The sequence below is a fragment of the Noviherbaspirillum sp. FW303-A3 genome (genome assembly GCF_058788695.1).
Genome location: NZ_JBYTAZ010000001.1, coordinates 4,646,692 through 4,667,787, shown reverse-complemented (window position 1 = coordinate 4,667,787; position 21,096 = coordinate 4,646,692). Strand labels below are relative to the sequence as shown.

30 protein-coding genes and 1 pseudogene are annotated in these 21,096 nt (G+C 62.3%); 24 read left to right on the top strand and 7 right to left on the bottom strand.

Going from position 1 to position 21,096, the window contains the following annotated elements:
* Positions 1-9 precede the first annotated feature (9 nt).
* Positions 10-360 (bottom strand): mercuric ion transporter MerT, encoded by a 351-nt coding sequence (gene merT / locus AC3WOY_RS22385; RefSeq protein WP_492427794.1) that lies wholly within the window; start codon positions 358-360, stop codon positions 10-12.
* Between the two features lie 70 nt (positions 361-430).
* Between merT and merR the strand changes: the two genes are divergently transcribed.
* Entirely contained in the window at positions 431-856 is a 426-nt protein-coding gene (merR, locus tag AC3WOY_RS22380; protein ID WP_492427792.1) for a mercury resistance transcriptional regulator MerR, read from the top strand.
* 136 nt (positions 857-992) lie between these two features.
* On the opposite strand, the gene AC3WOY_RS22375 is transcribed toward merR, so the two are convergent.
* Positions 993-1,256: a hypothetical protein gene (locus AC3WOY_RS22375; RefSeq protein WP_492427790.1), complete on the bottom strand. Its 264-nt coding sequence runs from the start codon at positions 1,254-1,256 to the stop codon at positions 993-995.
* Between the two features lie 106 nt (positions 1,257-1,362).
* Between AC3WOY_RS22375 and AC3WOY_RS22370 the strand changes: the two genes are divergently transcribed.
* Positions 1,363-2,157 carry a DUF6969 family protein gene (locus AC3WOY_RS22370; protein WP_492427788.1) on the top strand — a complete coding sequence of 265 codons (795 nt, stop codon included), beginning with the start codon at positions 1,363-1,365 and terminating at the stop codon, positions 2,155-2,157.
* A 16-nt stretch (positions 2,158-2,173) separates the two neighbouring features.
* Here AC3WOY_RS22370 and AC3WOY_RS22365 read toward each other — a convergent pair whose 3' ends face one another.
* Positions 2,174-2,422 carry an EAL domain-containing protein gene (locus tag AC3WOY_RS22365; protein ID WP_492427786.1) on the bottom strand — a complete coding sequence of 83 codons (249 nt, stop codon included), beginning with the start codon at positions 2,420-2,422 and terminating at the stop codon, positions 2,174-2,176.
* Between AC3WOY_RS22365 and tnpA the strand changes: the two genes are divergently transcribed.
* Genes tnpA through tnpC form a run of 3 tightly spaced genes read left to right on the top strand, consistent with a single transcriptional unit; the run spans position 2,411 to position 4,756 of the window.
* On the top strand, positions 2,411-2,818 hold the full coding sequence (tnpA, locus tag AC3WOY_RS22360; protein WP_492427784.1) for an IS66-like element accessory protein TnpA: 408 nt from the start codon (positions 2,411-2,413) through the stop codon (positions 2,816-2,818). The genes AC3WOY_RS22365 and tnpA overlap by 12 nt on opposite strands.
* Positions 2,794-3,144: an IS66 family insertion sequence element accessory protein TnpB gene (gene tnpB, locus AC3WOY_RS22355; RefSeq protein WP_492427782.1), complete on the top strand. Its 351-nt coding sequence runs from the start codon at positions 2,794-2,796 to the stop codon at positions 3,142-3,144. The genes tnpA and tnpB overlap by 25 nt, the downstream gene beginning before the upstream one ends.
* Before the next feature lie 31 nt (positions 3,145-3,175).
* Positions 3,176-4,756 (top strand): IS66 family transposase, encoded by a 1,581-nt coding sequence (tnpC, locus tag AC3WOY_RS22350; protein WP_492427780.1) that lies wholly within the window; start codon positions 3,176-3,178, stop codon positions 4,754-4,756.
* Here the strand turns inward: tnpC and AC3WOY_RS22345 are convergent.
* Positions 4,734-5,510 (bottom strand): putative bifunctional diguanylate cyclase/phosphodiesterase, encoded by a 777-nt coding sequence (locus tag AC3WOY_RS22345; protein WP_492429385.1) that lies wholly within the window; start codon positions 5,508-5,510, stop codon positions 4,734-4,736. The two genes, tnpC and AC3WOY_RS22345, sit on opposite strands and share 23 nt — an antisense overlap.
* Positions 5,511-5,546: 36 nt before the next feature.
* Positions 5,547-6,043, bottom strand: a pseudogene (locus tag AC3WOY_RS22340) (GGDEF domain-containing protein); the annotation flags it as partial.
* An 878-nt stretch (positions 6,044-6,921) separates the two neighbouring features.
* On the opposite strand from AC3WOY_RS22340, the gene AC3WOY_RS22335 reads away from it, so the two are divergent.
* From AC3WOY_RS22335 to AC3WOY_RS22310, 6 genes are all read left to right on the top strand, one after another.
* Positions 6,922-7,257 carry a DUF4148 domain-containing protein gene (locus AC3WOY_RS22335; RefSeq protein ID WP_492427778.1) on the top strand — a complete coding sequence of 112 codons (336 nt, stop codon included), beginning with the start codon at positions 6,922-6,924 and terminating at the stop codon, positions 7,255-7,257.
* A 165-nt stretch (positions 7,258-7,422) separates the two neighbouring features.
* A complete protein-coding gene (locus AC3WOY_RS22330) occupies positions 7,423-8,283 on the top strand; it encodes a hypothetical protein (RefSeq protein WP_492427776.1) in 861 nt (286 codons plus the stop codon).
* 85 nt (positions 8,284-8,368) lie between these two features.
* A complete protein-coding gene (locus AC3WOY_RS22325; RefSeq protein ID WP_492427774.1) occupies positions 8,369-8,785 on the top strand; it encodes a heavy metal-responsive transcriptional regulator in 417 nt (138 codons plus the stop codon).
* Positions 8,782-9,051 (top strand): thioredoxin family protein, encoded by a 270-nt coding sequence (locus AC3WOY_RS22320; protein ID WP_492427772.1) that lies wholly within the window; start codon positions 8,782-8,784, stop codon positions 9,049-9,051. The genes AC3WOY_RS22325 and AC3WOY_RS22320 overlap by 4 nt, the downstream gene beginning before the upstream one ends.
* Complete coding sequence (locus AC3WOY_RS22315; RefSeq protein WP_492427770.1) at positions 9,041-9,736, top strand: cytochrome c biogenesis CcdA family protein; 696 nt, start codon at positions 9,041-9,043, stop codon at positions 9,734-9,736. The genes AC3WOY_RS22320 and AC3WOY_RS22315 overlap by 11 nt, the downstream gene beginning before the upstream one ends.
* Before the next feature lie 28 nt (positions 9,737-9,764).
* Entirely contained in the window at positions 9,765-9,989 is a 225-nt protein-coding gene (locus AC3WOY_RS22310) for a hypothetical protein (RefSeq protein ID WP_492427768.1), read from the top strand.
* A 23-nt stretch (positions 9,990-10,012) separates the two neighbouring features.
* Here AC3WOY_RS22310 and AC3WOY_RS22305 read toward each other — a convergent pair whose 3' ends face one another.
* The gene (locus tag AC3WOY_RS22305) at positions 10,013-10,384 is read right to left on the bottom strand and encodes a hypothetical protein (RefSeq protein ID WP_492427766.1); all 372 of its coding nucleotides are present in this window, start codon (positions 10,382-10,384) and stop codon (positions 10,013-10,015) included.
* Between the two features lie 244 nt (positions 10,385-10,628).
* Between AC3WOY_RS22305 and AC3WOY_RS22300 the strand changes: the two genes are divergently transcribed.
* Positions 10,629-11,132 (top strand): hypothetical protein, encoded by a 504-nt coding sequence (locus AC3WOY_RS22300; RefSeq protein ID WP_492427764.1) that lies wholly within the window; start codon positions 10,629-10,631, stop codon positions 11,130-11,132.
* 187 nt (positions 11,133-11,319) lie between these two features.
* Positions 11,320-11,868, top strand: coding sequence for a lytic transglycosylase domain-containing protein (locus tag AC3WOY_RS22295; RefSeq protein WP_492427762.1), 549 nt, complete (start codon positions 11,320-11,322; stop codon positions 11,866-11,868).
* Between the two features lie 127 nt (positions 11,869-11,995).
* Here AC3WOY_RS22295 and AC3WOY_RS22290 read toward each other — a convergent pair whose 3' ends face one another.
* Positions 11,996-12,229 (bottom strand): hypothetical protein, encoded by a 234-nt coding sequence (locus AC3WOY_RS22290; RefSeq protein ID WP_492427760.1) that lies wholly within the window; start codon positions 12,227-12,229, stop codon positions 11,996-11,998.
* A 3-nt stretch (positions 12,230-12,232) separates the two neighbouring features.
* Here AC3WOY_RS22290 and AC3WOY_RS22285 point away from each other — a divergent pair, with 3 nt between their 5' ends.
* From AC3WOY_RS22285 to traF, 11 genes are all read left to right on the top strand, one after another.
* Complete coding sequence (locus AC3WOY_RS22285; RefSeq protein WP_492427758.1) at positions 12,233-12,580, top strand: OmpA family protein; 348 nt, start codon at positions 12,233-12,235, stop codon at positions 12,578-12,580.
* A 68-nt stretch (positions 12,581-12,648) separates the two neighbouring features.
* Positions 12,649-13,005, top strand: a complete 357-nt coding sequence (locus AC3WOY_RS22280) for a hypothetical protein (protein ID WP_492427756.1) — start codon at positions 12,649-12,651, stop codon at positions 13,003-13,005.
* Positions 13,006-13,038: 33 nt separating this feature from the next.
* Entirely contained in the window at positions 13,039-13,338 is a 300-nt protein-coding gene (gene traL / locus AC3WOY_RS22275) for a type IV conjugative transfer system protein TraL (protein ID WP_492427754.1), read from the top strand.
* Between the two features lie 18 nt (positions 13,339-13,356).
* A complete protein-coding gene (gene traE / locus AC3WOY_RS22270; protein ID WP_492427752.1) occupies positions 13,357-13,914 on the top strand; it encodes a type IV conjugative transfer system protein TraE in 558 nt (185 codons plus the stop codon).
* Entirely contained in the window at positions 13,911-14,711 is an 801-nt protein-coding gene (locus tag AC3WOY_RS22265) for a type-F conjugative transfer system secretin TraK (RefSeq protein WP_492427750.1), read from the top strand. The genes traE and AC3WOY_RS22265 overlap by 4 nt, the downstream gene beginning before the upstream one ends.
* A 2-nt stretch (positions 14,712-14,713) precedes the next feature.
* Positions 14,714-16,087, top strand: a complete 1,374-nt coding sequence (locus tag AC3WOY_RS22260; RefSeq protein ID WP_492427748.1) for a TraB/VirB10 family protein — start codon at positions 14,714-14,716, stop codon at positions 16,085-16,087.
* Complete coding sequence (locus AC3WOY_RS22255; protein ID WP_492427746.1) at positions 16,074-16,913, top strand: DsbC family protein; 840 nt, start codon at positions 16,074-16,076, stop codon at positions 16,911-16,913. The genes AC3WOY_RS22260 and AC3WOY_RS22255 overlap by 14 nt, the downstream gene beginning before the upstream one ends.
* Entirely contained in the window at positions 16,910-17,545 is a 636-nt protein-coding gene (locus tag AC3WOY_RS22250) for a TraV family lipoprotein (RefSeq protein WP_492427744.1), read from the top strand. Before AC3WOY_RS22255 ends, AC3WOY_RS22250 begins: the two co-directional genes overlap by 4 nt.
* Positions 17,546-17,568: 23 nt before the next feature.
* Positions 17,569-20,136, top strand: coding sequence for a type IV secretion system protein TraC (traC, locus tag AC3WOY_RS22245; RefSeq protein WP_492427742.1), 2,568 nt, complete (start codon positions 17,569-17,571; stop codon positions 20,134-20,136).
* Positions 20,133-20,489 carry a hypothetical protein gene (locus AC3WOY_RS22240; protein ID WP_492427740.1) on the top strand — a complete coding sequence of 119 codons (357 nt, stop codon included), beginning with the start codon at positions 20,133-20,135 and terminating at the stop codon, positions 20,487-20,489. The genes traC and AC3WOY_RS22240 overlap by 4 nt, the downstream gene beginning before the upstream one ends.
* Positions 20,486-21,091, top strand: a complete 606-nt coding sequence (gene traF, locus AC3WOY_RS22235) for a conjugative transfer signal peptidase TraF (RefSeq protein WP_492427738.1) — start codon at positions 20,486-20,488, stop codon at positions 21,089-21,091. The genes AC3WOY_RS22240 and traF overlap by 4 nt, the downstream gene beginning before the upstream one ends.
* Positions 21,092-21,096 lie beyond the last annotated feature (5 nt).

The window sequence follows — 21,096 nt, the reverse complement described above, 5'->3', positions numbered from 1 at the left end:
TTCTCCCGATCAATAGAACAAGGGCAGGACGTAGGGAAAAGCGAGCCCAACCAGAACCAGCGCGGCCACGCCCCAGAACATCAGCTTGTAGGCGGCACGCACCTGCGGGACTGCGCAAACTTCGCCGGGCAGGCACGCGTGCGCCGGACGGAAAATGCGCCGCCCGGCCAGGAACATGGCCAGCAGCGCCGCACCAATGAAGATCGGACGATACGGCTCCAGCGCCGTCAGGTTGCCGATCCATGCCCCGCTGAAACCCAACGTCACCAGCACCAGCGGTCCCAGGCAGCATGCCGACGCAAGTATTGCCGCCAGTCCCCCGGTCAACAGGGCCATGCGCCCTTGTGGCGGTTCCGTCATGTGTTCTCCTTTCGTGCGTTTCATGAATGACTTAAGATTACCTCCGTACTCAAGTACGGAGTCAAGTCTCATGAGGAACGATCGGGATAACCTGACGATCGGCGCCTTCGCCAAGGCCGCCGGCGTGAATGTCGAGACGATCCGCTTTTATCAGCGCAAGGGCTTGCTGCACGAGCCGGACAGGCCGTACGGCGGCATCCGCCGCTATGGCGCGCGGGATGTGGCGCGGGTGAAGTTCGTTAAATCGGCGCAGCGGCTCGGCTTCAGTCTGGACGAAGTGGCCGGATTGCTGACGCTGGACGACGGCGCACACTGCGACGAAGCGCGCGTGCTCGCGGAGCAGAAGCTCAGGGATGTACGAGAGCGACTGGCGGACCTGAGACGCATCGAATCGGTTCTGGAAGGTCTAGTCCGTGATTGCTGCGCGCACCGCGGCACGGTCTCCTGTCCGATGATCGTCGCGCTGCACCGCAACGAAGAGGCGAGCGGCGCCTAACCTGTCCGGCAATGAAATTTTTTCTGCGCAGCCTGTAAGGTTTTGTCCGCCTCATCCGTCTTCCTTCACGCAACCGGGGCGTTTGCGCCTTCGGTGCCGGCCCTCTGCCATTTGGCGGCGGCTGATGTTCCCCGTTTTATTTCGAATCCAATGGAGAAATCATGTTGAAGAAGACTCTCGCCGCCTTGTCGATCGGCGCATTGACCGCTGGGATTGCCGCAATGCCTGCTGCAGCCGCCGATGAAAAGGTACCGGAAATGGCAAGCAAGGAAATGAAAAAGTGCGGAGCGAAATGCTCGGCAAAATGCGGTGCCAAATGTGGCGCCAAGTGTGGAACCAAGTCCGACGCAAAGTGCAAAGCCAAATGCGGCGCAAAATCCAAGCCAAAGTGCGGCGCCAAGTGCGCGGCCGCAAAATAGCGTCATTCATGCTGCCGGTTCCATGCAATCTATATGAATCAGGATCGCTCGATGGAACTGACAGCACGATTTCAAGGGTCTTCGGCAATGCACGAAATGTTGGCGGCTAACGCGCGACAGGATTTGTCGCCCGGCTCGGATGACGCATCCTTGCACCGGGCGACACCGGAAATGCTGGCTGCCATGGAACAGGCGGCGTACGAATTCGTCGCCTGTTACCAACTGTTGGCGGACCGCCGGCGCAACCTGTTGCAGGAGGTGGTTGGAGATGCACGGTGTATCGAATGGGAACACTACCCGGCGAATGATCTGATCGATCACCGGGGCTATTGCCTATCGTATTACCACGCGCATTCGCAAGAGGATGGGCGCGGCGGCGAGCATGGTCATTTTCATGTGTTCGCCCGCTTGCAACCGCTACGCCGGCGGCCCAAGCCATGGCGCGAACGCGGCGTGTCGGTGCCGTGGCGCGACGGCGGGAACGCTAGCGGAGAACCTCCGGACGCACTGGTTCACCTGATAGCAATTTCGGTGGATACCAAGGGCGTGCCGTTCCAGCTCTTTACCACCAACCAGTGGGTGACCAATGAAACCTGGTGCGCCGCGGACGATGTGATCGCATTGTTGCGTCGCGTCTGCGCGCATCGCGATGAAAATCCGGTCTTCATCAGCTGTTGGCTCGACGCGCAGCTGCGTTTGTTCCAGCCGCAGATCGAATCGCTCCTGCGCGAACGCGATGCGGTGATCCTCCAGTGGGCAAGGCGTCATCGAGGCCGCGTCGCCGCCATTCATGACCGACGGCTGGAAGTGCTGTCCCATCGGCGCATCTCGCCCGACGAACAGATTCAGGCGATCGCCACGATGCAGACACGCAAGGCGTGATCCTCGACGCGAACGCTTAGCAAGCCTCGTGATGCGCAAGGGTCGAAACGAGTTCGGTTGCCGCATCCACAGGCAACGGCCGCCCGCAGTAATAGCCCTGGATTTCGTCGCAGCCCCAGCGCCGCAGGCATTCCAATTGATCCGCCGTTTCGACGCCTTCCGCGATGACTGTCGTAAGCGATCCATCGTCGGCATCTTGAATCGCGGAGTCTGAGTAGTCAGGATATGTCCACCTATATGGAGGTGGACACCTATGACAGAGCATGACTCAGAGCTTTTGCAGCGACTGGTCGTCGGTAGCAAGCGGGATGGGCGCCGACGGTATGACAAACAGGCGAAGGCCGAGCTGGTCCAGGCCTGCCTGAAACCGGGCGTGTCAGTAGCGCGCGTGGCGCTTGAGCATGGCGTCAACGCGAACCTGCTGCGCAAGTGGATCACCCTTCACTTGCAGAAGCAGGAACGATCCGCTGTTGCGCCTTCATCGCCTCCATTCGTACCGGTAGTGTCGGCGGGTTCCTGCGGCAAACGGACAGAGCCTGGGTTACGAGTACGGCTGCCAAACGGCATCGAGATTTCTCTGAGTGGACATGACGAAGATGCGCTGTCGTCCTTGTTGCGCCTGCTGTGCACCCTGCCATGTTCCGTCTCGACCCGGCTCTGAAGGTGTTCCTGCACCGCGAACCGGTAGACGGCCGCAAGAACATCAACGGCCTGGCTGCACTGGTCGAACAGGGCCTCGGGCTCGATCCCTTCGCCGGAGCGGTCTACGTCTTTGCCAACAAGCGGCGCGACCGCATCAAGCTCCTGCTGTGGGATCGCACGGGATTCTGGCTGCTGTTCAAGCGCCTGGAAGCGGACCGGTTCATCTGGCCGAAAGCGTCGGCCGTGGTCGAGCTCAGTATCGAGCAGCTGCAATGGCTGCTCGATGGGATTGATCTGGAAGCCATGCGCGGCCATCCCGTACGCGAATATCGTCGCACGGCGTGAACCGGGGCGGCCGCGCATTGTCAAAAAATTCATGCAAAACGTCATGATCACTGCCGAGGAACTGGAAGCGTTGCGCCAGGCCGCGCAGGAGCGTGACGCGTTGCGCGGCGAGCTGCGGATCGTGACGGTCGAGCGGGACCTGCTCAAGGAGCGCGTGCAGGCGTATCTGCACAAGCTGTATGCTGCACGCAGTGAAGCGCGCAGTGCCGGGCAAAAGGATCTGTTCTTCAACGAGGCCGAAGCCCTGGCGCCGACTACATCTACCGAGCCTGCCAAGGAAGATGAACCCGGCGTGGAAGTGGCGAGCCATCGGCGCAAAAAGAGAGGTGGCCGCAAACCACTCGATCCCGCGCTGCCGCGCGACGTCGTGCGGCACGAGCTGCCCGAATCCGAGCGCATTTGCCCGCATGACGGCAGCGTGCTGGTCGAGATCGGCGCCCAGATCAGCGAACAACTCGACATCATTCCGCAGCAGGTACGGGTGATCCAGCATCAGCGCATCAAGTATGCATGCCCATGCTGTGATGGCGGCATCAAGGTCGCGCCTGCCGCAGCGCGCATCATCCCCAAGGGCCTGCTGACCGAAGCGGCGCTGGCGTGGATCGTGACGGCGAAGTATCAGGACGGCTTGCCCCTGTATCGGCAGGCGGCCTTGCTGCGCCGCTTCGGCGGCGACCTGTCGCGCAATACGCTGGCGGCGAGCATGGTGCGCATCGGCTGTGCTGTGCAGCCCGTCATCAACCTCATGCGCGATATCCTGCTCGAGTCCGCGCTGGTGTATGGCGACGAAACGGAACTGCAGGTGCTCAAGGAACCAGGCCGGGCGCCGCAGACCAAAAGCTATCTGTGGGCGCAGATGAATGGCACAGGTCCGCCGGTACGCTTGTTCGGCTACTCGCCCGGTCGTGGGACCGGCCATGCGCTCAAGCTCTACGTCGGCATTGCCAAAGGCGCTGTGTTGATGACGGATGGCTACGACGTGTACAACGCCATCGCCGCGACCAATGGTTTGGTGCACCTCGGATGCTGGGTGCACTGTCGACGCTACTTCATCGAGGCCGAGGACGTGCTGCCGAAAGAGGCCCGCACACCGGACCAGACGGCCACGCAATTCATTGCTGCCATCGGCAAGCTCTATGCCGCCGAGGCCAGAGCCAGGGATGCCGACGCAACATACCGCCAGCGGCTGCGCGCCCGCTACAGCGCCCGTGTGCTCAAGCACATCGAGAGCCTGCTGCTGACATATCAGCCCATCGTCACGCCCAACAGCAAGCTCGGCCGTGCGCTTGCCTATCTGCGCGGCCAGTGGCCCAAGCTGACACGCTACGTCGACAACGGCAACTGGCCGATCGATAACAACCCGTGCGAAAACGCGATCCGTCCCTTCGTGATCGGACGCAAGGGATGGCTCTTCGCGGATACCGTCGGCGGTGCCATCGCCAGCGCCAATCTGTATTCCATCATCGAGACCTGCAAGGCCAATAACGTCAATCCGTACGACTATCTGGTCGAACTGTTGCGCGCACTGCCGTTGGCAACTACGGCTGACGACTACGAGGCACTGTTGCCCTGGAAAATCTCCCTCCCAGCTACCCGGGAGCAATCGCGCTAACCACACGTGAGACTGTCCGACAAGGGACGGCCATCATGGATCGCTTACTGACTGTCAATCCGATGCTATGCCCGAGGCTGATCGTGGCCCGGACGATGGCGGCATCGCCTGAATGGGAACCAAGGTGGCGGACAAACGACTGGTCGATCTTGAGCTTGTCGAGAGGGAAACGTTTTAGATAGGCAAGACTGGAATAGCCGGTCCCGAAGTCGTCGATGGAGAGTTTCAGGCCGAGCCGGCGCAGCTCTTCCAGAATCTCGATCGCCCGTTCCACATCCTGCATGACGATGCTTTCGGTAATTTCCAGCTCGATATGCGACGGCTCGACTCCGCTGCGGCGCAATGTCTGTGTGACGGTCTGCAGGAAATCGGGATGCTGAAACTGCCGTGCGGAGATATTGACCGCCACGATGAGCCCGCCGCCGCGATCACGATTCCACTCCCTGGCCTGTCGGCATGCTTCCTCCAGCACCCAGGCACCGATCGGCACGATCAGTCCCGACTCTTCGGCGATCGGGATGAACTCGGCCGGCGACACCAGCATCCCGTCGCGCCGCCATCGCAGGAGTGCTTCGAAGCCGACCACGCGGCCTTGGCCGATACTCTGTTGCGGCTGGTAGTACAAAACGAGTTCCCGCCGCTCCAGCGCATGGCCTAATTGCGCTTCCAGCGACAGACGCTCCAGCGCTTTCGCATTCAGCGCAAGCGAATAAATAACGCAGCCGCCACCGCCGGCCCGGCGCGCCGCCTGCAAGGCCGCATCGGCATTGCGCAACAGGCTGATCGGCTCGGCGCCATCGTCGGGATATCCGGCGATCCCCATGCTGAGGCTGGCGAACACTTCGTTCTTGTCCTGTTCGAACGGCAAACGTATTTCTGCCTGGACATCCGACAGTATCTCGCCCATCGCCATGCTTCGCGCATCGATGGGCAGAGCAGTCCGAAGCCCGCTCCGTCCAGATAAAACACGCGGCTGCCGCTGCGCTCGGCCGCCTTCCTGATGCGCGCGGCGATCTGCGCCATCAGCCGGTCCCCTGCCTCATGCCCGAGCCCGCCGATCACGCGCTCATACCGGTCTATCGCGGCCAGGATGAGCATGTGCCGCCGGCCGTTCAGCGTCTGCAGGCATCGTCCGAACGCGCGGCGATTTTCCAGGCCGGTCACCAGGTCGTGGGTCGCCTGATAGGCCAGTTCCCTTTCCGTGCGCAACCTGGCGCGGATATGGTGTACGACGAACAGGACAGTCAACAGGGTCGCGAAGCTGTATAGGTAAACCAGCCACGACATGCGATCCACGCCAGCGCTGGTCATGTTGCCAGCCTCATAGACGATCTCCTCGGTGATATGCTTGAGTCGGTCGAGCCGTCCCCGCATCTCGCCGATATCGATGCTCAATTCGACCAGAGTGGCGCGCGCCTCGTCCCAGTCGACCTGTTCTGCGGTCATCAGTGCGTCGAGTCGGGGTCCCAGCGCGACCGAATTCCTGTAGGTTCCTTGAATCGCATCGAGCACAGGCGATGCCCCGAATCCCTCCTTGAGCCGCGCAAACTGGGCGTCGATTTCCTGCCGGTTGGCCCGCTCAGCTTCAAGGAAGTGCGCGCGGTTGATCGAATACGCAAAATACTGGTTCAACGTCAATTGATAGCGCAACAACGCGCTCTCGAGCTGCGACACGTGATTAAGCAGCGGAATCTTTTCATGCAGCAGCGGTGTCGCGTCGGCATGAATCTGCTGCCCGGTACGGGCGATGACGACGGACAGGGCAATGCCCAGCGCCACGACCAGGCCAAGCAAGCCAAAGATCCCCCAGCGATAGCGTCGGTCGGCGTCCCGCATCGTCTGCCTCCAGGTCTGTTCACGGCACCCACCCGTCCCATTGAGCAACGGCATGCCGGAATGCGATGTTCGAGGAAAAAGAACCCATGCATGGGTGAGACGCAAAAGACGCGTCAACCTTACAGCCGGTTGAACGGCTATGAAACGGCGGAAGCGGATTGAAAAAACGTGTGTAAGAACAACTGTGCTTTGCCGTCTATTCGGCAACAGACCTGCTGCGCACGAACGGGATGCACAAGCGAAGGGTCTGTGACGGCATCGCGTTGCAATGCGGGCGATGCCGGTTGGTGTCCGGACATGGACACTGGAACTCACTCACGGAGATCATCATGAAAATCACCCGCATCATCGCGACCTTCACCATCCTTGCCGCAGCCGGCTCCGCCATGGCGGGCGATGTCACCGCCGGCGAATGGGTTGACCACAGCGGCTTCGCCTCGACCACGACACGCGCCCAGGTGCGCGCAGAATACGAGCAGGCGCGTGCCCAGGGCCTGTTGAACCGAAGCGAATACGTGACGTTCGACACACCGGAAATCGGCGCGCGCGGCCCGGCCGGAGCGCGTCCTTCGGTGACCGGAAAAACCCGCGCCCAGGTCCGCGCCGAACTCGAACAGGCGCGCGCGCAAGGCCTGCTCAATCAGAAGGAATACACCGGCCGGTGAGCGGTGTTCTAGGTCGAGGTGGATTCGCCGTCCAAGCGGCGGCCGACGATCAATCGGCCGCCCGCACTTGTCGTGCGACATGACGGCTTCTCACGATGCCTTTCGCGGCGGTATCATGCATTGACGTGCAGGAAAGATACCGTACCGGGTTCGTAGAGGGATGCCATGAGATTGGTCGCCATGCTCGTGTCGATTGCGATGTCCGTCTTGACGGCACACGCCGCGCGCGCCGCGGATGTCAAGTCCTGGCCAGCCGGCGCGGCCTCAGACAAAAACCGGCGGGTCACAATTCGCGTTGCCGATGACGGCTGGGGTGCCGTCCAATCGACCGAGATCGAAACGCTGCTCTACATGGTGGCAGATGAATTGTTGCGGCATTTCCCGGAACGGCATATCGGCCCCATTCTCGTCTCCCCTTCGCAGGATGGTCCTGTCGTCCTTTACAGGAAAGGGCCGGCCAATGAATACCTGGTTCGCCTGGCGGCGAAGGAGCAGCGCTGGGCGGAATATGTTTACGAGTTCTCGCACGAGTTGCTGCATATTCTGGTCAATTACCAATACCATGCGCCGCCGCGACGCGCCTCTCATCAATGGTTCGAGGAAGCGCTATGCGAAACCGTCTCGCTCCATACCTTGAAGAGTCTGGCCGGGCGCTGGGAGCGGCTCGGGGCCGATTCGGCGTGGCGGCAATACGCGGCTGCCCTGAACGAATATGTCGACATCGTGACCGGCGAGCCACACCGGCGGCTGCCGGAAAACGTGTCGCTCGCGGTCTGGTTCAGGCAGAACGCGTTGCGCTTGCACGGCAATGCCTACCTGCGGGACAAGAATGAGCTGGTCGCCAATCAATTCCTGCCACTGTTCGAGCAATACCCGGATTGGCAAGGATTGGCCCATCTGAACGGCCCGGAAGCGCATACCGACTTCGAAAGCCACCTTGTTCATTGGTATCGCCGCACACCCGCCCCGCACCGCGAATTCGTTCGGCAGGTGCTCGCCCTGTTCGACTTCGAAAACCTTGATTGACGGACAACCTCGATAGCGGAAATCGTGCTTGACCTTCGCCTTGACTATAAGGTTTACACTGATTTTGGATTGAAATTCCTGCGCCATGCTTACTATCGGTAAAGTCGCCACCCTGGCGGAAGTCAGCACGAATGCCCTGCGCTACTACGAACGCGAAGGTCTGATCCGGCCCGCGTCCAAGAGCAGCAGCGGGTACCGCCTGTACGACGAGGACATCGTGGCACGGCTGCGTTTCATCAAGCAGGCGCAGCACTGCGGATTCAGCCTGACGGAGATCGCCGAACTGTTGGCGTTGCGTACGAAGGATTCCGCTTGCTGCAGCGATGTGCGCCGTCTGGCCATCGAAAAGAAGCTGCAGATCGAAGCCCGTATCAAGACGATGAAAACCATGTCCCAGGCGCTCGACATCCTGATCGCCGAATGCCCCGACCAAGGCCGCCCATTGGACGACTGCCCGATATTGGGTGCACTGGACCAGGCAAACGGAGCGAAGACAACATGAAGGTAGAACTTTTTAATACGCCAGGCTGCCAGAAATGCGCGGCCTCCCTGGCGAGCCTGAAGGCGGCGGCCGAACACGCGCTCCCGGATCTGGAATGGCGGGAAATCAATCCTGTCGACGAGATCGATTACGCGGTCGCGCTTGGTGTATTGACGCTGCCTGCTGTCGCCATCAATGGCGAACTGGTGTTTTCCTCGCTACCGGCTGCCACGGAATTATGTGAGGCACTGCGGCAACGATCCAGGGAGGCGAGGAATGGACGCTGAGGCGCTGCGGTTGGCGGTAGAGCAGGCAACGTTCGCGTCCATCGGGATAGGATTTCTTGCCGGTCTGCTGTTCAGCATCAATCCAGTCGCCATCGCAGCGATTCCGGTATCGCTCGCCTATGTCACGCGCGCTCGCGACAGGCGGACGGCAGCCCTGTTCGCGGGGATGTTCATCCTCGGCATGATCGTCACTCATGTATTGCTGGGACTGGCCGCCGGCCTCGGCGGGCGCTGGGTCGATGGCATGCTTGGGCGCTATTGGGGCACCATCCTCGGACCGCTATTGATCGTGATGGGCTTGCTGTGGCCGGGCTGGCTACGCCTGCCGCTGCCAGCGCTGGCATTTCGCGCCAGGCGCGTGACCGGCATGTGGAGTGCATTCGCGCTCGGTGCGTCGTTCTCGGTGGCAATTTGCCCGGTATGCACACCGGCGCTGATTGCCCTGTTGGGAGTGGTGGCCGGCATCGGTTCACCTCTGCTGGGCGCCACCGTCCTGATGGCGTTCGCGCTCGGCCGGACAATCCCGATCGGGCTGGGCGCCTGGACGATTGGCTGGTTGGAACACTTGAAACCATTTGCCCGCTACCAGAGAGCGTTCGATATTACGGGCGGCATCGCCTTGGTGCTGGCGGGGCTCTACATGCTCAACGCGTACTTCATCGTGGTGCCGGCGTTGGCGGGCTGACGTGACGGCTTGCAGGAGGGACTCGGCCATGACCATTCAACGCAGTTTAGAAGACGATGTCTCGGCCGCGTTCGAACGCGCCTTGCGCGAACACGATCTGCTGGTCGCCGAGCATCTACTGCAAGCGCTCGAAGCGATCGCGAGACGCGACGGTAACGACTTACCGGTCCGGATTGCCTATCGTGAATTGGCACAATCACTACCGAATCGGTTGCCGTTCAGGCACAAGCAAAGGAGATGGAATCCAAGTTGATCTGCCAAGCTGGAACCTAACTACTAACGCTTGTGCTTTTCGATCTTGCAGCGCACCTTCGTATATTCAACGCGGATGCCGACCATTTCCCCAGGTGTTCGCGTTGCTTGGATATCTGCAATCCGACAGTAGCGCTTGGCCAGCGCCTCAATCCCCGGCTCAAAACCGCCAGCGGGAACGATACCGCCACCGATCAGGATTTGACCATTCTTGCAACGCGTCTCAATGAATTCGTAGCCCTCCATCGGTGGCCGCCCGCGTTGCTCCGTTTGCCCGACGTCACACACCGAATCATCGGTCTCACCGCCCGTGCGTGACACCGCCCATGCCGGCTGCAAGGCCTCAAGCACAACCAGCGCCACTATTCCGTATAGCGCTTTCCACTTGCTTATCATGTGCTGCTCTCTTTCATTGGTTTACTGAGCCACTATTGTTGCGTAAGCGTGGATAACCCCAAAGGCCATCCTAATTTCAGTGGCGAAAAACATAGGAAGAAGCATTGTGCCAGACTCGGTGCCGATGACGAAATACCCATCACAACGGCGCCATTCCTTGCAGACTTCCCTTCGTCTCAACGGTAATCTTCTCTCATCAGCCGTGCTCACCACGGCACACAACGACTGAAGGAAGAGGATGCCTATGCACGCCGCCACCCTGACCCAGCAGCAGGCTGGGTCGATGATGCCCCGGTTCGCTGCCGAGCGCACGCAAGACACAATCGAAACCCGCCTGTGGCTCGAAGAGCACGATTGGTTGTATGCATTGTTGAAGAGCGAGCGCAACGCCTCGCCGACATTTCGCTGCCCCGATCTGATCAGCGCCTGCGTGTCACTGGTTTTTGCCAACGACGACGCTCCGGCGCGCATCTTCGGATTCCTCGGCACGGAGCTGATATTTCGTCCGCCGCATAGCCCGCGCCGCCGCGAGTCGATGTGGATGCCGCAATACGAGCTGCTGCTGGCGGTGCAGCGGTCCCCCGCAAACCGCCACCCGAATCCGAAGTTTCAGCTCGACCAGTTGACCACCGCCTGCGTGGCGCTCAGTTGCAAGGCCGATTCATCGGGCACGCAGGTCCTGGCGCAAGCACGGATCAACATGGCAAACCGGATGGCAAAAACGCAGGGACTGCATGCGACCGGTTGAATCCGGGAAAGACCAGACCTGCATCAACAGGACGTAGCGTCCTGACCCGCTGAATTACCCGCAGTACCCCCCCCGCCGAGGCAATCGCTGCCAAGGCTCACCCGAACCCGACCGTGGCCGGACATTCCGGTCGCAACACCGATGTCGCGCATGGTGCGCGGCGCAATGGTCCTCGCTGGGGTGAGTCATGCGGCATTTTCAAATCGCCGGACTGCTTGTTCTGCTCTGTGCTCCCGTCTGCGCGCAGGCCTGCTGGGAACAGGCCGCGCAGCGCTACGGCGTGTCCGCCGAACTGCTCTATGCAATCGCCCGGATCGAGTCACGCCTGAATCCGCAAGCGGTCAACCTCTCGCACCGCCAGCGGACCAGCTCATACGACATCGGGCTGATGCAAATCAACAGCTCGAACCTGCGTACGCTTGCACGGTACGGCATCCACGAACGCGATCTCTATCAACCGTGCACCAGTATCCATGTCGGCGCCTGGCTGCTTGCGCACAGCTTTGCGCGCCACGGCGCCACGTGGGAAGGGGTCGGGGCCTACAACGCTGCGTGCAATCGACTCAAAGGAGCGGCCTGCCAGAAGGCCCGCGCCAAATATGCGTGGCTTGTCTATCGCCAGCTCCCGTCGCAACAAGCATCACCAAGGCAAGCGGCATCATCGAAGGTTGCGCATTCTCGGATTGCGTCCCAGGGCGCGCAGCCGTTCGCCTTTTCCGTGCGGGTGTCGCCATGATGTCGCAGGCGATCCGGCTCCTCTCAGCGTTCAGCATGGCAACGGGAACCGCACTGCTCGCGACGGCGTGCAGCCTGCCTCTGCAGCGGCAGATCGAACAAGGCGATCTCACCAAGCCGGGCCAATTTCACCCTTCCCGGAAAATCACGCAGCTCCATTTCGGCCGCGACGCGTCGTTTGCGGTTTGCATCGAACCGGCCTGCCCCGCCGTCACCCGCAAAACGTTGCCCATACGACCGGTGGCCGCCACCAATGCCGCCCCGCCATCTGTCGATATCGCGACGACATTGGATCCCGGCGAAGTAGTGTTGAAGACCAGCGCGACACCGGCAAGCCAGCAGTCTCGCCAGCCGAGAACCATCGCGTGCCGGTCATCGTGTATTTCGCCTCCGGCAGCGCAACGCTCTCGAATGCCGCCCGCGCTGCGCTCGACCAAGCCGCTTCCAGCGCGCGCGCAAGCGACCGCATCGTCGTCATCGGCCGCACCGACAACGTCGGTAGCAAGCGCGCCAACCAAGCCCTTGCGCTGGCGCGTGCTCGCACGGTGCGCGATTACCTGCGCGCCAGACTGCCCTCTCATCCCACCCGCGCCTTCACGCTCGACGCGCAAGGCGCTTGCTGCTTCACCGCATCCAACGACACGTCCGAGGGCCGACGGCAGAACCGCCGTGTCGAAGTCGTCTTCAGCGCTTCCGGGCAGGTGGCGCCATGACGTTTGATTTCCAGCCTGCTCGCCCGTCACGCCAACGCATATCCCCTTTCACTTTTTTGGAGAAATTCATGAACACCACACTAATCACTGTCTCCCCAATCCGCCGTTCCCCGAACCGCAAACCACTGGCGGCCGCGTCCCTGATCCTCTTGCTCCTGGCCGGTCTGTGCGTCGCCTTTCCGGGCTATGCGCTCGACCTGGTGGCCTTCACCGGCATCACCGGTCCGCTGACGTCGGCATTGACTCAGATTTCCGCGCTGGGGCCGGGCATCAAGGCGCTGGTCGGGTTCGTCGGCTTCGTCGTCGCCCTGATTTCGCTGTCCGCATTGCGCAACTTCGGTCCCGTGCTGTTCTACGTCGGCCTGGCGATCTTCGCGGCGGTCGGCCTCGTGATCGCGGGCGCGATCATGGGCGCGGTTCTCTGAGCATCGGCCCTCTGTCACCAGCGGGAGCGTGCCATGCAAGCGGACACCTACATTCCCCGGCGCCTCGACGACCAGTGGAAGATCGGATTCTGGGACATCGATGTCGCCGCCCCGGTGCTGTTCTTCTTTTTCGTGGGCTATATCGCCGGCACCAAGGCTTCGTTCGCCGCCTGCATGGCGATCGGTATTTTCCTCTCCCGCTGGCTCTCCCGCATCAAGGCGGACAAGCACCCGGCCTTCGCCATGCACTGGGTCTATTGGTGCCTGCCGCCCAACCCGCTCACGGCGATGCGGGTCACGCCGCCTTCCCATTTGCGCCGCATGGTCGGCTGAAGCGCACAGGAGCCTGCTATGGACTTTGCCAAGCTCGATAACGATCTGAAGGAGATGCGCAAGCGCAACCGGAGCCTGGGCCTGACCGTCAGCAGCCTGATTTTCGCATTGCTGCTCTGCCTGGTGATCATCCTCAACATGATTGGCACGGAGCGCACGATCGTCGTGCCGCCGTCGATCGAGAAGACTTTCTGGGTTACCAAGGACCGCGTCAGCCGCGAGTACCTGGAGCAGATGGGCAGCTTCGTCGCCTGGCTGATCCTGGATGTGTCACCGGCGTCGATCGACTGGAAGAAAGACATCCTGCTCAATTACGTCGCCCCTGAAGAGCATGGCGCGATGAAGTCACGCCAGGAAATCGAAGCGGAGCGGCTCAAGCGCATCAATGCCAGCACTTCCTTTCTGCCGCAGCAGCTCGTCCCGCACGAAGACCAGCAGACCGTCGTCATCCGCGGTCGCCTCCGCACGCAGGTGAACGGCCAGGACACGGCCACGGAAACCAAGGCCTACCTCGCCGAGTTCCGGTACGCCGGCGGCCGCATGCACTTGAAAGCCTTCAAGGAGACATCCCAATGAACAAGCCATGGCTTATGCCGCTGCTGGCGGCGCCGTTCGCGCTCGCCAGCCTCCCTTCCCGTGCGCTGCAGGTGGTCGAGGCGCGCGATGGCGTCGCTGTCGAAGCGGTGGTCTCGGCGAAGGAGCCGACCCGCATCCGCATCGAGAACACGCCGATTACCGACGTGTTCGGGAATATCCATTCGAGCAATTGCGGCCAATCTGCCTCCGCGGCAGGGACAGGCGTTGCCCCATCTCCGGCGCCCGCCGTCAATCCGGCCGGTGAAATCGTGCTGGAATGCGACCGGGACAAGGGCGAGATTTACGTGCGCCCCGTCGGCGCCTCGGCCAAACCGGTCAACTTGTTCGTCTCGTCGGCGAACGCCACCTACACGCTGCTGCTGCGGCGCTCGGACACGCCGTCCGACACCATCGTCATTCGCGACCGGAGCGCGCAAGCCGATCTGTCCGCCTCCCGCAGAGGTCCGCTCGGTCCGTCGGCCAACCATATCCGCTCTATGAAAGCGCTGCTGGTGGCCATGGCGACCGACCGCGCCGCGCCCGACATGCGCATGGAAGACATCAACCGGCCGATCCCGCTCTGGAGCGAGGCCAAGTTCTCGCTAATGCGGATCGTCGAAGGGTGCGATCTGGTCGGCGAAAAGTACCTGCTGACCAATGTCAGCGATCAAACGATGGTGCTGGCGGAACAGGAATTCGATCGGGTCGATGGCGGTGTCATCGGCGTCGCCATCGAGAACCTGAATCTGCGCCCCGGTGAGTCCACCAGCGTCTATGTCATCCGGCTGGGGATCTGATCATGGCCGCATTCGACACATCGCAAGTCAAGGGCATGGTCGAACGCCTGACGCCGAAACAACGGCAGTTCGCGACCTTCGCGGCGATCATGGCCGGCGGCGTCGGCGCCTTGTGGGCCGTGTTTGCCTTCACCGATAGCGGGACGAAGATTCCCCATTCGCCGCAGTCCGCCTCCACCGGCGCTGCCGCCCCGACCAACATCGGCGTGATGGCACCGGGTCAGCAGCTCAATCCGGTCGACCAATGGGTCGGCACCGCCGGCCGCAAGCTCGCGCAATACGAGCATGAGCGCGAGGAGCAATCCCGCATCAACCGGGAGCGCAAGGAATTCGAAGACAAGACCATGCAGCGCTTCGGCGAACTGGAGCAACGGCTAACCGCTGCAGGAAAGGCTCCACCGGAAGCGGCGAAGCCGCAGCCGGCACCTGCCGCGCCCCCTGCACCGCAACCAGCGCCGACACAGTATCCGCCTTCCAGCGCGCTGCCTGGCAACCTACCACCGCCGCCCGGTCGCCCCGGCACGGCAGGAGCTATTCCTGCCGGTGCGAGCATGGAAACAATGGCCTCGGGATTGGTGCACGTATCCATGGCCGCACCCGGCAAAACCAGGCAATCCCCAAGTTCTTCCTCAGAACCTGCGCCGGATAGTGGCGGTCGTCCCGACACGATCGCCAGCTACCTGCCGGTCAGCTTTACCCGCGGCGTTTTGCTGGGCGGATTGGACGCGCCGACCGGCGGCCAGTCGCAATCGAATCCGCACCCGGTGCTGATCCGGCTGTCCGATAACGCCGTGCTGCCCAACAAGTTCCGCGGCGAATACCGGGAGTGTTTTGTGATCGCCGCCGGCTACGGCGATATCGGCTCCGAGCGCGCGTATCTGCGCACCGAAAACCTGTCCTGCGTGCGCGACGATGGTTCCCCCCTCGAAGTCAAGATCCAGGGCAGCGTGTACGGCGAAGACGGCAAGGTCGGCCTGCGCGGCCGCCTGGTCACCAAGCAGGGACAAATGCTGGCCAACGCCCTGCTGTCCGGTATCGCCAGCGGCATCGGCCAAGGCTTGTCGACGTCCTCCACCGACTACAGCACGTCGGCGCTCGGCACCGTCGCCCATACCTCGGGCGGCGACGCCTATCGCTCCGGGCTTGGCAGCGGTGTCGGCCGCGCGCTGGACCGCCTGGCCCAGTACTACATCAAGCTCGCCGAACAGACCTTTCCGGTGGTCGAGATCGACGCCGGACGCGAGATCGACGTCGTCATCACCAAGGGCGTGCGCATCGACGGCCCTGCCCCATCCCGTCGGACAACGAATGTCGCTTCGCAGCGCCCTTCGCCCGAAGAACGTTATCTGAAAGGACTCAACGATGAAGACTATTGAACGTGCGCTGCTTGTCGCCGCTTTTGCCTGCACGGGTGCCGCGGGTGTCTGTTTCGACGCTGCGGCTTCCCCGGCCACAACCGACGAAACGCGCTTGCTGGCAGAACTGAAGAAAGCCCATCCCGGCACGCAATTCACCAGCGTTTCCCGCACCCCCATCCCGGAATTGTATGAGGCATGGATGGGCTCCAATATGGCGCTCGTCTCCAGAAAGAACCTGCGCTACCTGGTCTTCGGCCGCGTATTCGATACGAAGACCATGACCGATCTGACCGGGCCGAAACTCGCGGAAGCGGAACGTGTGCGCGCGGAGACAGAAGAAAGGGAAAACGCCGCGCTAGCCATCCCGATTGAGCGGCTGCCGCTGGCCGACGCCATCAAAACCGTGCGCGGCAACGGCGAGCGCCTCCTGGCCGTCTTCAGCGACCCGGCCTGCCCCCACTGCAAGCGGTTGGAACCCGAACTCGACAAGCTCGACGACGTCACGATCTATACGTTCCTGGTGCCGTTACAAGGCGCCGCGTTGCCTGCAGCCATCTGGTGCGCGCCCGACCGGCAGAAAGCCTGGCATCAGACCATGCTGCAAGGCGACCAGAGTTTGCTTGCAGCCTCGTCGCCCCCGTCGTCCGCTCCCTGTGCGCATCCGCTCGAACGCAATCTCGCCCTTGCACAGCGGCTGAAAGTGCGCGGCACGCCGACGATTTTCTATACGGACGGCCGGCGCAGCGCCGGCTACGCTCCTGCCGCCGACATCGAAGCCCGCCTCGCGCTCGTGCATGCTCCCGCCCCACGCACCCACATCCAGCCGTATGAGGTGCAGCCATGACACGGCTCTTCTTTTCAACACGCGCCGTCAGCATGCTGGCCGCCTGCTTGTCGATCTCGGCATGCGCCAACATCAGCGGACTAGGCGGCAGTAGCGAATATGGCTGCAAGGCCCCGCAAGGCGTCCGCTGCGAATCGGTCTCCGGCAACTATTACAACGCGATCAAGAACAACCTGCCGTCGCAACGTGAACGCCGCGAGACTCATGCCGCATCGGATGTCACGCCTCGCGCGTCCGCGGCTCGTGCGGAATTCACCCCCACGGCGAACGCCCCATCCCTTGGGAAAACGACGACGGACACCGCCTCTCCCTTGCGCGCCCAGGCCCGCGTGCTGCGGCTCTGGTTCAAACCGTGGGAAGACGCCGACCGGGATTTGTATGACCAGGGGTTTGTGTACGTGCAAATCGATAACGGCCGCTGGCTGATCGACCATGTGCAGCAGCGCATCCGCGATGCCTATGCGCCGATTCTGCCACCGCGCTCGGCGGCGCTGCCATCCGCCGCGCCAATCAAGCCGGCCGATCCCCGTCTTTCCGGCAGCGGTACTCCCGCCAGCAATTCCGGCCCGTCCACCACGGCGCCGAAGCCACTGGCCGGGACAACCAACCTGCCCGACGGCGACAGCCAATGACTTCACGAACCGAGGAAATCACCATGTTCGAATCCCTTCGCACAGGATTGCTTGACGCAGCCGGCGGCGCGCACATCGGCAGCTTATTCGGGCTGGACGAGCGCGACGAATCGCCGGCCGAGCAATTCGCCAGTTGGCTGCCGTATTCCGCCTATATCGGGGACGAGGCCATCTTCATCAACCGCGACAGCCTCGGCTTCATGCTGGAGATCATGCCGCAATCCGGCGCGGACGAACGCATGGTCGAAGTGCTGATTTCGCTGTATGCGACCTACCCCAAGGGCGCGGGCATCCAGTTCCACTTGTTCGCGTCGCCGCACGTGCGCAATCTGCTGCGCCGCTACGCCAACCTGCGCACGGAAGACGAGGATCAGGCCGACAAAGCCAGGCACTGGGGCCGCCCGGTACGCAATGACAACCTGTTTCGCCGGCTCGCGCGCCAGCGCGTCGCCCATCTGCTGCATGGCGCGCAAAAATCAATGACCGCCGGATTCCATTACACCGTGCGCGATTTCCGGCTGATGATGAGCGTCGCCCTGCCCGGCAACTCCGAAGACTTGAACCGTCGCGACGAACTGATCGCGCTGCGCGAAGCCATGTCCACCACCTTGCGCGCGGCATCGCTGCCCAACCGCACCTGCGACGCGGCGGACCTGATCAACTGGTGCTCGCTGTTTACCAACCCGGACCGCATCTCGCGTACCGACACCCCCAGCCTGCACTATGACGACGGCCGCGAGATCCGCGACCAGATCGTCGATTTCGACACGATCCAGGATGCCCATGCCAACGGGCTGCGCCTGTGGAAGGAAGGCGATTCCTGTGCGCTGGAAGCGCGGTTCTACTCGATCAAATCCTTCCCGGAGCGCTTCGCGTTGTGGCAGATGGGTTCGCTGATCGGCGATCTGATGCAGCCGGCACTGCAATACAACTCCCCGTTCCTGCTCACCATGGGCGTCCATGTGCTCGACCCCAACCTCACGAAAACCGCGGTCACCGCCAACCACGTGCGGGCGACGCAGAATGCGCAGAGCAAGATGGCCGCGGTCATGCCCGACGTCAACAAGAAGCTGAAAGACTGGAATGCCGCAGCCGACGCGATCGATGTCGGCGGCGCGCTGGTTTCCATGTATCACCAGCTCGCGGTCTTCACGCCGCCCGGCAAGGCGGTCGCGGTTGAGGAAACCGCGAAGGCGATCTGGCGCGCGCGGGGGTTTGAGCTGAACGCCGACGTGTACATGCACCGCCAGGCGTTGATCGCCAGCCTGCCGATGACCTTGTCCGAACGGTTCCATCGGGATCTGAAGAAGATGCGGCGCGTCACGCGCAAGACCATCGCGAACGCGATCCACCTCGCTCCCCTGATCGCCGAATGGCGCGGCACGCGCACGCCCACGCTGGTGTTCGGCGGGCGGCGCGGCCAGTTGATGACGCTGGACCTGTACGACAACGACCTGGGCAATTACAACTTCGCGATCATTGGCGCGCCTGGCTCCGGCAAGTCGGTACTGATGAACGAGATGGCGTGGTCGTATCGGGCGATCGGCGCCAAGATCTGGATGCTGGACCTGGGACGCTCGTTCGAGAAACTATGCCGCAAAGCGAAAGGCACCTATATCGAATTCCGGCCGGATATCGATATCTGTCTCAATCCGTTCTCGACCGTGCGGGACATCAACGAGGACATCGACATGCTGGTGCCGGCGATCGCCAAGATGGCGTCGATGCAGCACACACTCGAAGAAGTGCAGTACAAGGCCATCTCGGCCATGAGCCTGAAGCTGTTCCGGGAATACGGGCGCGACCTGACGGTGACCGCCCTGCGCGACGCGTTCAAGACCGGCACGATCGCCGAACTCGGCGTCGTCAACGATGCGCGCGTGCGCGATCTGGCGATCATGCTGAATCCTTATGCGAAGGGCGGCCAGTACGAGCGCTTCTTCGAGGGCAAGAGCAGCATCGATTTCTCCAACGATTTCATCGTCATCGAGAACGAGGAGTTGAAACGCAAGCCGGACCTGCACGCGGTGGTCAACATCCTGCTGCTGTACCAGATCACCGGCGAAATGTACCTGACGCGCAACCGCAAGAAAGTGCTGTTCATCGACGAGCTGAAGCAGCAGCTCGGCGACATCGGTGCCAACGATCCGGTCAAGGCGGCGGTGGTCGAAGAAGCGGCGCGCCGCGCCCGCAAATACGGCGGCGCCCTGGGTACCGCGACGCAAAGCGCCGACGACTACTACGGCTCGGCGCAGATGGAAGCCGCGTTCAACTGCTCGGACTGGGTGTTCCTGCTGCGGCAGAAAAAGGAATCGATCGAGATGCTGGACCGCAAAGGCCGGCTGACGATGGACGAATCGAAAAAGCGCCTGCTCAATTCCCTGCGCACCGAGCCCGGCGTGTTCTCCGAAGTCTATATCTCGTCGCCGGTGGGCGAAGGCGTGGCCCGCAACATCCTCGATCCAGCCACCCATCTGCTGTTCTCGAACAAGCTGGAAGACAACGCGCCGATCGACGAGCTGCGCGCGCAGGGCTACAGCATCGATGACGCGATCACCGAACTGCTGCGTCAACGGGGGCATGCGCTATGAAGGCCCTCCTGATCCATGCCGCTGTCACCCTGTTCCTGGTCGCGATCGCGCTGCTCGCCTACGACCGCCTGGTGGCACGCCCGGCACAGCTGGTCGGCATCGTCGATGTGGGCGAGGTCTACCGCCTGAAAGAAGTGGAGTTCACGCAGCAGCTCACCAAGACCGCAACGGCCGACGAGCGCCAGAAGGCGTTGGACATGGCGCGCCAGTTCGCGCAGCGGCTTCCCCTGGCCTTGGAAGAACTGCCGCTTGAATGCCGCTGCCTCGTGCTCGTGCGCACCTCGGTTGCCGGTACGCCGCCGAACGCGGTCGATCTGACGGCGCTGTTGAAGCGCAAGGTGAATCTGCCATGATCGTCGATCCTTCCACGCTCGGCCCGACCACATCACGTGGCAATCCGTTGCGCCGCACGCTGTGCGCATTTGCCCGCTTGCTCGGGAATGCCCTGCGCCACGCACGCCGCCATTGGTTTCTCTACACGCTGGTGTTCGCGATTTGGGGGCTGGCGTTCGTGCGCCTGTTCGTCAATCCAGTGCCACGCGTGCCGCTTCTCTTCAACTGGACGGGCAGCGTTCCGTACACGGTCGCGCTGGTGTGGTACGGAAAGCGGCAACCGTTGAAGCGCGGCGATTTCATCGTCTACCAGTTCGACGGCACAGCCCAGCGCATCTATCCGGGACTGCGCGCGCAGCCGTTCTTCAAGCAGATTCGCGGCATGCCGGGAGACTGCGTGACGGTCGTCGGCCGCCAGGTATTCGTGAACGGCCAGCCCGTGGGCTTCGCGAAAACCGTCACCTTCGACCGCCGCCCGCTCGAACCGATCTCAGAAACGGTGATCCCGCCCGGTTACTTCTACGTGCAAGGCACCCATCCCGACAGCTTCGATTCGCGCTATCGCGAAAGCGGGCTGGTGCGTACGGACCAGGTCGTCGGCAAGGTCATTCCCCTGTTCTAACGGAG